The sequence below is a fragment of the Herbidospora sp. RD11066 genome (assembly GCF_054661255.1).
In genome coordinates, this window is the sequence record NZ_BAAGDO010000006.1 from 108,282 (window position 1) to 119,782 (window position 11,501).

Annotated in this window: 12 protein-coding genes; 7 read left to right on the forward strand and 5 right to left on the reverse strand. The window is 69.4% G+C overall.

Features of this window, described 5'->3' with window-relative positions; genetic code table 11:
* Window positions 1-159: 159 nt before the first annotated feature.
* From ACYQ78_RS23380 to ACYQ78_RS23390, 3 genes are all read left to right on the forward strand, one after another.
* Window positions 160-2,058: a sensor histidine kinase gene (locus tag ACYQ78_RS23380; RefSeq protein ID WP_459803023.1), complete on the forward strand. Its 1,899-nt coding sequence runs from the start codon at window positions 160-162 to the stop codon at window positions 2,056-2,058.
* The gene (locus tag ACYQ78_RS23385; protein WP_459803024.1) at window positions 2,055-2,684 is read left to right on the forward strand and encodes a response regulator; all 630 of its coding nucleotides are present in this window, start codon (window positions 2,055-2,057) and stop codon (window positions 2,682-2,684) included. Before ACYQ78_RS23380 ends, ACYQ78_RS23385 begins: the two co-directional genes overlap by 4 nt.
* A gap of 165 nt (window positions 2,685-2,849) precedes the next feature.
* Window positions 2,850-3,440 carry a DUF937 domain-containing protein gene (locus ACYQ78_RS23390; protein WP_459803025.1) on the forward strand — a complete coding sequence of 197 codons (591 nt, stop codon included), beginning with the start codon at window positions 2,850-2,852 and terminating at the stop codon, window positions 3,438-3,440.
* Here ACYQ78_RS23390 and ACYQ78_RS23395 read toward each other — a convergent pair.
* Window positions 3,437-5,290, reverse strand: a complete 1,854-nt coding sequence (locus ACYQ78_RS23395) for a CASTOR/POLLUX-related putative ion channel (RefSeq protein WP_459803026.1) — start codon at window positions 5,288-5,290, stop codon at window positions 3,437-3,439. The genes ACYQ78_RS23390 and ACYQ78_RS23395 overlap by 4 nt on opposite strands.
* A gap of 108 nt (window positions 5,291-5,398) precedes the next feature.
* Here ACYQ78_RS23395 and ACYQ78_RS23400 point away from each other — a divergent pair, with 108 nt between their 5' ends.
* On the forward strand, window positions 5,399-5,995 hold the full coding sequence (locus ACYQ78_RS23400; RefSeq protein WP_459803027.1) for a Maf family protein: 597 nt from the start codon (window positions 5,399-5,401) through the stop codon (window positions 5,993-5,995).
* A gap of 119 nt (window positions 5,996-6,114) precedes the next feature.
* On the opposite strand, the gene ACYQ78_RS23405 is transcribed toward ACYQ78_RS23400, so the two are convergent.
* Complete coding sequence (locus ACYQ78_RS23405) at window positions 6,115-6,423, reverse strand: helix-turn-helix domain-containing protein (RefSeq protein ID WP_459803028.1); 309 nt, start codon at window positions 6,421-6,423, stop codon at window positions 6,115-6,117.
* Complete coding sequence (locus tag ACYQ78_RS23410; RefSeq protein ID WP_459803029.1) at window positions 6,423-6,794, reverse strand: type II toxin-antitoxin system RelE/ParE family toxin; 372 nt, start codon at window positions 6,792-6,794, stop codon at window positions 6,423-6,425. Before ACYQ78_RS23410 ends, ACYQ78_RS23405 begins: the two co-directional genes overlap by 1 nt.
* A gap of 107 nt (window positions 6,795-6,901) precedes the next feature.
* Between ACYQ78_RS23410 and ACYQ78_RS23415 the strand changes: the two genes are divergently transcribed.
* Window positions 6,902-7,708 (forward strand): EI24 domain-containing protein, encoded by an 807-nt coding sequence (locus ACYQ78_RS23415; protein ID WP_459803030.1) that lies wholly within the window; start codon window positions 6,902-6,904, stop codon window positions 7,706-7,708.
* Here the strand turns inward: ACYQ78_RS23415 and ACYQ78_RS23420 are convergent.
* Entirely contained in the window at window positions 7,655-8,428 is a 774-nt protein-coding gene (locus ACYQ78_RS23420; RefSeq protein WP_459803031.1) for a DUF4326 domain-containing protein, read from the reverse strand. The two genes, ACYQ78_RS23415 and ACYQ78_RS23420, sit on opposite strands and share 54 nt — an antisense overlap.
* A 151-nt stretch (window positions 8,429-8,579) precedes the next feature.
* On the opposite strand from ACYQ78_RS23420, the gene ACYQ78_RS23425 reads away from it, so the two are divergent.
* Window positions 8,580-9,623, forward strand: coding sequence for a DUF4192 domain-containing protein (locus tag ACYQ78_RS23425; RefSeq protein WP_459803032.1), 1,044 nt, complete (start codon window positions 8,580-8,582; stop codon window positions 9,621-9,623).
* A gap of 673 nt (window positions 9,624-10,296) precedes the next feature.
* On the opposite strand, the gene ACYQ78_RS23430 is transcribed toward ACYQ78_RS23425, so the two are convergent.
* Window positions 10,297-10,638, reverse strand: a complete 342-nt coding sequence (locus ACYQ78_RS23430) for a hypothetical protein (RefSeq protein WP_459803033.1) — start codon at window positions 10,636-10,638, stop codon at window positions 10,297-10,299.
* A gap of 157 nt (window positions 10,639-10,795) precedes the next feature.
* Here ACYQ78_RS23430 and ACYQ78_RS23435 point away from each other — a divergent pair, with 157 nt between their 5' ends.
* Window positions 10,796-11,383, forward strand: a complete 588-nt coding sequence (locus ACYQ78_RS23435) for a DUF4870 domain-containing protein (RefSeq protein WP_459803034.1) — start codon at window positions 10,796-10,798, stop codon at window positions 11,381-11,383.
* The last annotated feature ends 118 nt before the right edge of the window (window positions 11,384-11,501 follow it).

An 11,501-nucleotide genomic window follows, 5' to 3' on the forward strand; every position in this document is an offset into this window, starting at 1 on the left:
TCAGTTTCCGGGTTCGGTCATTGGCTTTGGTTCACCTGCTCGGTGGGTCGTGGGGTTGGGTCAGAGGCTCTCGCGTTCGCGTCGTCGGAAAGAGGGTCCCGGGTTCGGCGGGACTCTGGTCCCATTCCTTCACCTGGGGATGTCGCCGACAATTGCCCCATGTCGACCGTCCGATGGCCGTGGATCGTGCCCGTGCTCTGCGCGGCCGCTGTCGTCATCGGGGTCGTCCTGACCGCCGGGGTCGAGCACGCCGACACCGACTACCTCGTCCTCGACGCCATCGTCGGCCTCACCTACCCCCTGACCGGCGCCCTCATCGCCGCCGCCCGGCCACGACACCCCGTGGGCTGGCTCTTCTGCCTGGGGGGCGCCGGGCTCGCGCTCCAAGCTCTGGCGGGTGGATACGCCGCGTTCGGGGAGGCCCACGGCTGGCCGGGGACCCTCGTGGCGGGGTGGGTCACCAACTGGGTCTTCCTGGCGGGCTTTGGGCCGCTCCTGCTGCTCCCGCTCTACCTCCCCGACGGCCGCCTCCCGTCGCCAAGGTGGCGTCCGGTCGCGGCGGTCATGATCGCCGCTCTCGTCGGGCTCCACGTCGTGCTCATGGTGCGGGACAAGATCTGGGTCTGGGGGGTCGAGCGGCCCAACCCCATCGGGTTCGTGCCGACCGAGCCGCACGCCTACACCGCGTTCACGATCGTCGCCACCGCCCTCGGCGTCACCGGGGCGGTCGCGCTGGCGACCAGGTTGCGGCACGACCGCAGGCGGCTGCTGCCGGTCTTCGCCGCCGTGGTCACGCTCGTGGCGGCGCTGATCGCCGATGCTCGGGTCGAGCCGCCGCTCGGGGTGCTGCTGCTGGCCGTCGCGCTGCCGTTGGTGCCGGTCGCGACGGCGGTGTCGATCTTCCGGTACCGGCTGTTCGACATCGAGATCCTGCTGCGCCGGACCGTCGTCTACACCCTCCTCACCGGGCTGCTGCTCGCGGTCTACCTCGGTGTCGTCGCCACCGCGCACGCCCTCATGGAGTCGACCGAGACGCTGGTGGCGACCGCTGTGGTCGCGGTCGCGTTCGCGCCGCTCCGGGCCGCGCTGCAGAAGGCCGTGGGGCGGTGGCTGTTCGGGCATCGCGGCGACCCCGCGACGGCGCTCAACCAGCTGGGTGTACGACTTGAGGCCGCCGCCGACCCCACCCGCCTCCTCGACGGGGCGGCCGAAACGGTCGCGTCGACCCTGCGGCTGCCCGCGGTCGCGGTGGTGTCTGCCGACGGTGTGACCGTGTCCGAGATCGGCCAGACGGGAGGCGGAGCCGTACAGCTCCCTCTGACGGCGAGCGGGCGGTACGAAGGCGAGCTGAGAGCGGCGCCGCGGTCGCCGGGGGAGCCGTTGTCGCGCGCCGACCTGGCCGTGCTCACCGACCTGGCGCGGCACCTGGCGGTCGCGCTGGCGGCGGCGCGGCTGGCGCGGGAGGTGCAGGAGTCGCGCGAGTCCCTGGTCAAGGCGCGTGAGGAGGAGCGCCGCCGCCTGCGCCGCGACCTGCACGACGGCCTCGGACCCGGCCTGGCCGCCATCGGCCTCGGCCTCGACCTGATCGAGGCGACGTCGCCGACCGAGACGGTCCGGAACGTGCGCGAGCTGACCCAGACCCTGGTCGGGGACGTGCGGCGGATCGTCCACGACCTGCGCCCACCCGCCTTGGACGAACTCGGCCTGTCCGGCGCCCTCGAAGACCTGGCCCTGGACGCCACCGGCCCAGAGGTCACCGTCTCCCTCTCCGACCTGCCCGAACTCCCCGCCGCCGTCGAGGTGGCCGCTTATCGGATAGCGCAGGAAGCCCTGTCCAACGCCCTGAAACACGCCGACGCGACCCGCATCGAGATCGGCGCCTCCGCCGCCGGAGGCCGCCTGACGATCACCGTCGCCGACGACGGCCGAGGCCTGCCCGACCCGCTCGTCGAGGGCGTCGGCAGCGGCAGCATGCGCGACCGCGCCGCCGAACTCGGCGGCACCCTCACCCGCACGTCATCGCAAGGCACGACCGTGAAGGCGGTGCTCCCGCTGTGAAAGTACTCCTCGCCGACGACCACCCTCTCCTCAGACACGGCCTGCGCGCCCTGCTCGAACAGGTCGGCGGCGCCGAGGTCGTGGGCGAAGCGGGCGACGGCGACGAGGCCGTCGCGATGGCTTTGACCCTGAACCCCGACGTGGTCGTGATGGACCTCGTGATGCCCGGTGTCGGAGGTCTGGAGGCGACCCGACGCCTCATCGACCAGCGTCCTGACCTGGGGATCCTGGTCCTGACGATGTCCGAGGACGACGCGTCGGTCTTCGCCGCGCTCCGCGCCGGCGCGCGCGGCTACGTGCTCAAGGGCACCGGCGGCGCCGACTTCCTCGCCGCCGTGGCGGCGGTCTCGAAAGGCGAGGCGGTGTACGGGCCCGCGGTGGCGCGGCGCATCCGGCGCTTTCTGACGACCGGTCCCGGTACGGGCCCGTTTCCCGAACTGACGGCGCGGGAGCGGGAGATCCTCGACCTGCTGGCCAACGGGAAGACGAACGCCGAGATCGCCCGAGCGCTGTTCCTCAGCCTGAAGACGGTGAAGAACCATCTGACCAGCGTGTTCGCGAAGCTCCAGGTGGCGGATAGGGCGCAGGCGGTGGTCCGGGCGCGTCAGGCGGGGCTGGGCGAGTGACCACGTATCGCTCGGCGCCGAGATGGTCGGAGGGTGTGCGACAGCCGTAAACAGAAAAAAGAGTTCGCACGCGGGAGTGGTCATTTGGTGCAAATCAGGCATTACCCCTAAATCGGGCCGGGCAGATCACTCGCGGAACACTTCTGAAACGGGGGAGAACCGACCGTGAGTCAGTCGAGTCAGTCGATGCACGAAGAGATCATCAGCAAGCTGGGCCCGCAGGGGATCCAGCAGATGGCGTCCCTGCTGGGGACCGACGCCGAGAACGCCAAGCCGGCCATCCAGGCCTGTCTGGCCACCGTCATCTGCGGCATGGCCCGCAACTGCGGCGAGCCCAAGGGCGCGCAGTCGCTGCGGACCGCCATGGACGACCACTCGGCCGCCGACCCCTTCCGGGACGTCGCCGGCCTGGCGAACGACCAGGACGGCCAGCGCATCCTGGCCCACGTCCTCGGGGTTCCCGGCAGCAAGCAGGCCGCTGAGGGCATCGCCCAGTTCATGGGGATGAACCCGGGCGCCATCATGAAGATGATGGCCATGGTCGCGCCGATGGCGATGGCCATGATGGCCCACCGGATCGACGAGAACCACATGGACGCCACCGCCATGGCGCGCGAGCTGCGTCGCCAGGAGTCGGCGATGAGCACGACCAGCTTCGGCGACATGCTCAGCGGTGTCCTCGGCGGGATCTTCGGTGGCGCGCAGCAGGGCGGCGCCAAGCCGAAGTCGAAGCCGCAGCGGGGCCAGCGCGTCTAACGCTCCGCCAGCACTATCACCTTGTCACCGGCCTCGAAAACGAGCTCGGCCGATTTGGCCGGATTGAGCACAACGCCGAAGTGGGGCGGTTCGTTGACGCGGGCCGCCCGCCGGTAGCCGATGGCCGTCTCGCCCCTGCGGCGGGCCGATTCGATCACCGTCGCGAACGTGACGGGACGGCCCTCGGTGACGTAGTCGCCCGCCGGCCTCGGATAGATCTCCGAGCCGCGGGAGTCGAAGAGGTAGCCGAACACCTCGGACAGGTGCCGGTTCTCGGCGAGCTGCGCGAGCAGCAGGCCGATGACGGTGTCGCTGATGACGATGTCGTCGGCCTCGGTGACCTCGGCGAGTTCCCTGTTGGTCTCGTCGTGCATCTCGCTGACGATCGAGTAGCGCTCGTGCATGACCGTCTGCATGTCGCGCAGCTGCAGCAGTGACATCAGCGTGCGCGTGTCGGCGTGGTGGGCCTCGAAGCGGTCGTCCGACAGGACGATGACGTGCTGGTAGATCCCCACGCCGAGGGCTTCGAGGGCGTAGCGGTCGGTGGTGTCGCACTCCTTCACGTTCAGCGTGAGGTTGTGCAGCCCGGCCAGGTTCGCGCCCGCGTCGGGGTGCCCGGCCGCCACGTCGAGCACCGAACCGGGCGCCACGTAACCGTCGAGATACCGCACGATCGTGTTCGCGCGGCCGTTCCACCCGAGCACCAGCGTCCGCTCGGGCTCCAGCCTGGTGCGGCCCGCGTGCACGATCGCCGTCTCGTCGATCTCCGGCGCCTTCGGCGCGAGCCGGATCGAGACGTTGTCCTGGGCGATGACGATGACGTCGTCGCCTTCGGCGATCGCCGTGTCCATCGGCGGGTTCAGCTCCACGCCGGTTCTCCGCCGCAGGCCGATGACGGTGGCGGTCTCAAAAGCCGTCAGAGCCTGGCTGTACGTCTTTCCGCTCAGCGACGGCACCGAGCGGAGATAGATCTCCCCGTCCTCGAAGTCGAGCAGGTCCATGCACACGACCGACATGCCCGACTGCCGCGACGACTGCACGATGAGCCGCGCCGCCGTGTCGTCGGAGTCGACCAGGTGCACGCCCGGTCCGCCCGCGAGCCGCGCCGCGGCCATGTTGCCCGAGTCGGCGATCGCCGCGACGACCGGGGGATGGTCACCCCGGCGCTTGGCCAGCGCGAGCAGGGTCTTGATGACGTGGGCGTCCGGATCCTCGCCCGAGGGCGACAGCACCACGATCGACTTGGCCGCGCCGAGGTTCATGAGGTCGAGGTCGGCCGACTCGGTGGGCCGGCCGGTCCGGCACACGATGCGGGTCTTCCTCGTGTCCGGGATGCGGTCGCGCAGGTCGTCCTCCATGGCGACCTTGTCGCGGTCGGCCAGGATGGAGATGACCGACTTGTGGTTGCGGGCCTTCACCAGCTCAGTGACGATCGTGAAAACCTGGTCGGACCACCCGAGGATGACGGTGTGCTGCGACTCGATGATCCGCGACCGGCCCTTGCGCAGGTCTTCGACCTTGGTCTTGAGCCCGGCCGACAGCAGGCCGACGAACAGCGAGACGAAGGTCAGCCCGCCCAGCGAGGCGATGAGCATGATGGCCAGATAGGGCGCGGTGCCCTCGTCGGAGGCGATCTTGCCCGGGCTGAGCGTCCGCATCAGCGAGGCCCAGATCGCCCCTTTGTACCCGTTCTGGATCTCGCCCGGCGTCAGCCAGACGGCGAGCAGCCCGACCCCGACGATCAGCGTCGCGCAGAACGCGGCCAGCCAGCCCAGCAACGCCCCGGTTCCCCGGGACATGGTGTTGTCGAACCAGTACCGCACCCTTTCGCGGACACTCACCTTCGCCACGTGGCCTCCCCGCCGCCGATCGACCCGGACAAGGTACCCCTCTTAACCATCAGCCCGCATATCGGTTGACAGCCGTTGAAAACGACTTCGGGACTAAGGTGGGCTGACGTGACCGAGCTCATTCTCGCCTCCGCGTCCCCCGCTCGCCTGGGCGTTCTCCGCGCCGCCGGGCTGGAGCCCAAAGTCATCGTCAGCGGCGTCGACGAGTCCGTCGTGACCGCCCCGACCCCCGCCGACCTGGCCCTGGTCCTGGCGAAAGCCAAGGCCAGAGCGGTCGCCGAGACGGTGTCCGGGCCCGCGCTGGTGATCGGCTGCGACTCGGTGCTGGAACTCGACGGGGTTGCCTACGGGAAACCGGCATCGGCCGAAGAGGCTACGGAACGGTGGCTCTCCATGAGGGGACGAACCGGACGCCTGCTGACGGGGCACAGCGTGATCGACGTGGCGTCGGGGCGCGAGGTGGGCGAGACCTGCGCGACGACGGTCCGCTTCGGGACACCGTCGGATGCGGAGATCGCGGCCTATGTGGCGAGCGGCGAGCCGCTGCACGTGGCGGGGGCCTTCACCCTCGACGGTTTGGGCGGCTGGTTCGTCGAGGGGATCGAGGGGGACCACGGCAACGTACTGGGAATCTCGCTTCCTCTTGTACGCCGACTCTTGGCCGAACTGGGAGTCGAGGTCACCGGCTTGTGGAGCCGGGGATAGCGGTCGCCCCCTTGAGGTCAGGCGGGGGTGGGACTCATCCGGTGGGCTTGGAGGCTGACCGAGCCGAGGGTGTACTCGGTGGTGACGGTTATGTTGGCGTCGAGTTGTCGTTCTTGGGATCAGGCGGCGTGGGCTTCGAACCAGACCGAGCCCAGGTCGTGTCCGGCGGTGAGGCGCACGTCCGCGTCGAGCGCCGACGCGAGGAGCCTGAGCAGTGCCACCGTCGGTGCGGTGCCGCCCTCTTCGATGCACTCGATCTCGTCGGCGGTCATCCCGGCCCGTTCGGCGAGTTCCGGCACGGAGAGGCCGAGCTCGTTGCGGCGGTCGTAGAGCGCCTTGCCGAAGGCCAGGCACTCCCTGATGGCGATCCGCTCGGGGTCCTCGGGCTGCTCCTGGGGACGGACCCAGCGGGTGTGGTAGCCGGTCATCACACCTGCCTCTCGAAGATCTCGACGGCACGCCCGTGGTGGTCGCGTTCGCAGAGCTTCTGCGCCCGCACCGCCCGGTCGATCTCACGCTGATCGTGCTGTTTGGTCTTGCGGAAGACCGTGAGGAGCACGAGCCTCCCGTCCGCAGTACACCAATACGTTACCCGGATCGCCATCCCGTGAAGACGGATGCGGAGTTCCCAGATCGGCCCTTCCAAGTGATCCGACCACGGGCCTCCCAGCGAGGTGCCCCTCTCCGCGAGAAGCCCGGCGACTTCATCGACCCGCTTGTAGTCGCCGTCGCTGAGCGCCGTCAGCCAGGCTCGGACCTCGGGCTCGATCTCGAATCCGTACAACTCCCTTCCGCGCACGGGTCGGGACTTTACTCAAGGTAGTCGAGTGATGGCGAATGGCGACCGGCGTAACGGTACAACTCGGTAGATCGCGGGTGGGGCGGGGATTCGCTAGCCTCGGGCTCATGGTCGGTGGTGGGCCGGTGCGGAAGCAGGCCGGTGGGTTCTTCGAAGGTGTCGGGTTCTATTTGCGGGGGATCGGGTGGATGGCCCGGCATCCCCGCTGGTGGCTGTTCGGGCTGATCCCCGCGCTGATCGCGTTCGCGCTGTTCGCCGGGCTGCTCGTGCTGCTCGCCACCAACGCCGGTGACATCGCCGCCTGGATGACGCCGTTCGCCGACGACTGGGGCTGGCGGGAGTTCTTCCGCGGCCTCATCGGGGTCCTGCTCGTCATCGTCGGGGTCGTGCTCTCGATCGTGCTGTTCACGGCCGTCTCGCTGGCGATCGGCGAACCGTTCTACGAGAAGGTCTCCGAGCAGGTCGAGGAGAGCCTCGGCGGGCCCGTGTACGAGGACGACACGCCCCTCCTGCTCGGCATCGCCCGATCGATCAAGGACAGCCTGGTCACCCTCTGCTATGTCCTCCTGTTCACGATTCCGCTGTTCATCCTCGGGTTCATCCCGTTCGTCGGACAGACGGTCGTCCCGGTCATCGGCGCGCTCGTGTCCGGATATTTCCTGACCGTCGAGCTCACCGCGCTCGCCATGGAACGCCGTGGGGTCCGCCGGAAATACCGGTTCGCCGTGATCAAGGAGAACCGCGGCATGTCGCTCGGTTTCGGCGTGGGCGTCTTCGTGACGTTCCTCGTGCCGTTCGTCGCGATCGTGGCGATGCCGTGCGCCGTCGCGGGCGCCGCGATGATGGTGCGCGACCGGATGCTAGTTCAGGGGCCGGGGCAGCCGGCCTTCCAGCCGCCGCCGCACCGCCTGTAGCTCCGCGATCCCGTCGTCGATCAGGCCGATCCAGCGGCGGATCGCCTCGGGGGTGGGCTCGCCGTCGAGTTCACCCATGAGATCGCGTACCGCCGAAAGCCTCGGTTCCGGCTTGCGGCCCAGGTTGGCCATCAGCCCCGCGGTCGCGATCTGCCGGTTGGCGTGGTGGCGGGTGAAGCCCCAGCGCTGGCGGCAGTAGTCGTCGAAACCGGAATAGGTCGCGCGGTAGAGCCGCAGGTCACGGATGCGCGTGAGGGCCTGACCGGTGCGCCCGAGCCCGCCCGACCCGGCCGACTCGATCTCCGCCTCGGCCTCCGTCAGCGCCGCCTGCTCCTCACGGGACAGCGCGGGCCTGGCCACCACGCCACCGGCCAGCCGCTTGAGCACCTGCCCGTGACACGGCCCCGGCACGCACCAGCACCCGAGCACCTTGCCGCGCAGCTCCGGCACGCGTTCGAGCAGTTCGGGACGCCCGGTCAGGTAGGACTCGTAGCGGCGCAGCTGCTCGCCGCGCAACGCGTCGTCCTTCTCGTGGGGGTTGGCCCAGTCGCTGCGGGTATCGATGCGGACGTACAGGCCCTCGGTCCGCGCCCACGCGATGAGATTCGGATGCCCCCGGCGGCGGTTCATGCTGACGATGACCGTCTCTCCGGCCAGCAGGCTCTCCAACCGGGCCCGCTCGTGGCCGGACCATCCATCGGTGACCGGAACGTCTCGCATGCCCGTCAACGCTGCTCCCCTCGACGCACAACCGTCCCATGCCGCGCGGTTCCATTTGCGGTTTCCAGAGCTATGCCCATAGCGAACGCGGTTTTCCACAACCACGCCGATGTCCGTTTCTCAATTTCTGTACGACACCACGATCGCCCCCATGCCCATCGATCACCGGCTCCGCCTGTCGTCCCCGGCCGACATCCTGGCGGCCATCCCCTATCTGCTCGGCTTCCACCCCGCCGACAGTCTCGTCGTCATCGGCCTCGAACAGGTGGCCGTCCGCGTCGCGACACGCTGGGACCTGCCACTTCTCCCCGGCGCGCTCGACGACCTGGCGCCCCTGCTCGCCCGCGAGAAGGCCGACGGCACCATCGTCGCCGCCTTCGGCGACGCCGTGCTGACCGCCCCCGCGATCGACGAGGCGGTGCGCTTCCTGTCGGCCACGGGCCTCGCCGTCCACGACGCGTTACGCACCCACGAGGGCCGCTACTGGTCCCACCTGCACCCCTGCCCGCCCGACGGCGTCCACTACGACGCCGGAGCGCATCCCGTCGCGGCCGAGGCGGTGGTCCGCGGCATGGTCGCCCTCCCCGACCGGCAGGCCCTCGAACTCACGGTCGCCCCCGTCACCGGCCCCGCCCGCACGGCCATGAACCAGGCGACCGACCAGGCCGAACGCGAGCTGTGGAGCTGGGTCGAGAAGGCCGACCCTGGCGCCTACCTGGCCGATGGGATCGCCCGAGTGCGGTCGGCCGTCGAGCTGCACGAACGCGGCGGCCGGTTGTCCGACGACGACGCGGCCCGGCTGGGCCTCGCGCTGTGGATGATCCGCGTCCGCGACGAGGCCTGGACCCTCATCGACGAGCGCCCCGCCCACCTGGCACTGTGGCGCGACCTGACCTGTCGGCTGTCGCCGCACCTGGTCACCCCGGCGGCGTCCCTGCTCGCGGCGTCGGCGTGGAGAGTGGGCGACTGCGCCCTCGCGTCGATGGCCCTCGACCGAGCGTTGGAAGCAGAGCCGCGCTACACGATGGCCCTGATCCTGACGGAGGCCATCGCGCGCCTTCTGACCCCGGAAGACGTGGGCGAACGCATGCCGACGCCGGAACAACTCGACAGAGAGATGGGCCCACCGCTGATGAGCTGGTTCACCCCGCTCCTGCAACGCATCGCCGACCCCGACCGCCTGCCCCATCTCTGAGGGACGAACCGACAAGGAGCCGTCACGTGAGCGCCATCGCGCACGTCCCGCGCAGTCGCTAAGAGGTCCTAACAAAATGACCCGGGCACTCGGGCTGCTCACAGGTGATGCACCTCGCCGCACCGTCGTCGAGACCGCTGATGCTCATTTGGTAGGAGCTGCAAGGGGAGGTCATCGCGTGGAGCCGTCTCAAGGAGATCTGCAGTGTGTGGCTGTCGCGTGAAGAACTGCCGCGCGGAGGGCCAGCGGTGGCGGACTCGTGTGCGAAGAGGGTTTCCTGAGCACCGCCGCGCCGAGGGCCGGCGCCGGAGGACTTATGTGCGAAGAGGGTTTCCCGAGCACTGCCGCTTATGGTCCGGGCCAAGGGATCGAACGGGGGAGAGGGCCGAACATGGTGCTCGGTCCTGTGAGGAGACGAGGGCCGCTGGGATCCCTGCGCCGTAGAAGCCCAGTCGCCGCAAAGGGAACACATGGGCCCCGGACCCCGTCTCCCGCGACGGGAGCTGAGAGGAAGCCGACGGTCCCTGCTCGCGGCAGGCCTTGGCGGCGCGTCGATGGGGTGCCCGTATTCAGGTGGTCCAGGGTGAACGCAGGTCGGAGCGGAAGCAGGTGCCCGTGAAATGGCGGGGAAAAGGAAAACCGGGTCTGCCTCCGTGATGGTGGCGAACCCGGTTCAGACCTCGCCCGCCTGGCGGCGGCGTTCGTTGTAGGCGCGCATTCGGGCCGGATATCCGGTCAGCTGCACGTCGTAAACGGGGAGACGCAGGTTGTGGGCGACCTTTCTGATGACCGCGGGGGAGCCGACCCGGCGGCGTGTCCACTCTCCGTCGTGGGCGACCGCGACGGCGGTGGTGTCGGTGGCGAAGGTTTCCGGTTCGACGTAGAACTCCACGCCGACGCGGGACTTCGCGAACTCGATCAGGGCCTCGATGTCCTGATCCGTCGCTTCCCGGTCGAAACGCTGCACTTTCGGACCTCGGTTACGACGGAGTCCGTAGCGGTCACGCCATCTCATACCCCTTGTATACCGTCCGATCGGGCATCGCGCGCCCCTCTGGCGTATCTCCGGGGCGCGTCGGGGTCATCCCCGATTCTTCTTCGTCGATCCGTCGGCCAGTATGGGAAGAGGCAGACTCGAAAAGGTCACGTTTCTTCGGAGAAGGCAGGGTTTCATGGCGGCGTCGTTCTCACCTGCAATGCCGGGACGCGGCCCCGTGCCGCCCGCCCAGCTCCGCGTCACCGACGCCGACCGCGACCAGGTCGTCGAGCACGTCAAGGCAGCCTACGCCGAGGGCCGCCTCGACAAAGACGAGATGGATTTCCGGCTCGACCACGCGATGACCGCGCAGACCCACGCCGACCTGATGCCCATCATGGCCGACCTCTACAACCGCACGCCCGCGGCGATGGCCTACCCGAAGCCCCACGACGAACCGGCCCGCGCCCTCGACGCGACCGACCGCGTGGCCGGCGCCGCCGCCCACCTGATCACCCTGACCGGACTGTTCGTCGTCGGCCCCCTCATCCTGCTCCTGACCGCCGGCCGCACCTCGCCCTACGTCCGCCGCCACGCCATGGAGGCGCTCAACTTCCACCTCACGGTCTTCGGCGCGACGATCCTGCTCCCGTTCACGATCGTCGGCATCGTGCTGGTCCCGCTGTTCTGGGTCCTGGGCATCGTCCTCTCGGTCGTCGGCGGCGCCTCGGCCCTGGCCGACGGCGAGTTCCGCTACCCGCTGACCGTCCGGCTGATCAAGTAATCCAAGACTTCTTTCCGTTACGGCTCCGCCCACCCCGGCACCGCCCACCTCTGGTCGCCCGCCCCGTAACCGGCGCCAACCGGCCGCGCGCCCTCAGCCCGGCAACGAGAACGACTCA

Excerpts from the sequence above, each read along its gene's own strand:
- ACYQ78_RS23380 (WP_459803023.1), top strand. The coding sequence starts at position 160 with ATGTCGACCGTCCGATGGCCGTGGATCGTGCCCGTGCTCTGCGCGGCC.
- ACYQ78_RS23405 (WP_459803028.1), bottom strand. The coding sequence starts at position 6,423 with ATGACCGGCTACCACACCCGCTGGGTCCGTCCCCAGGAGCAGCCCGAG.
- ACYQ78_RS23415 (WP_459803030.1), top strand. The coding sequence starts at position 6,902 with ATGGTCGGTGGTGGGCCGGTGCGGAAGCAGGCCGGTGGGTTCTTCGAA.
- ACYQ78_RS23420 (WP_459803031.1), bottom strand. The coding sequence starts at position 8,428 with ATGCGAGACGTTCCGGTCACCGATGGATGGTCCGGCCACGAGCGGGCC.
- ACYQ78_RS23425 (WP_459803032.1), top strand. The coding sequence starts at position 8,580 with ATGCCCATCGATCACCGGCTCCGCCTGTCGTCCCCGGCCGACATCCTG.
- ACYQ78_RS23430 (WP_459803033.1), bottom strand. The coding sequence starts at position 10,638 with ATGAGATGGCGTGACCGCTACGGACTCCGTCGTAACCGAGGTCCGAAA.
- ACYQ78_RS23435 (WP_459803034.1), top strand. The coding sequence starts at position 10,796 with ATGGCGGCGTCGTTCTCACCTGCAATGCCGGGACGCGGCCCCGTGCCG.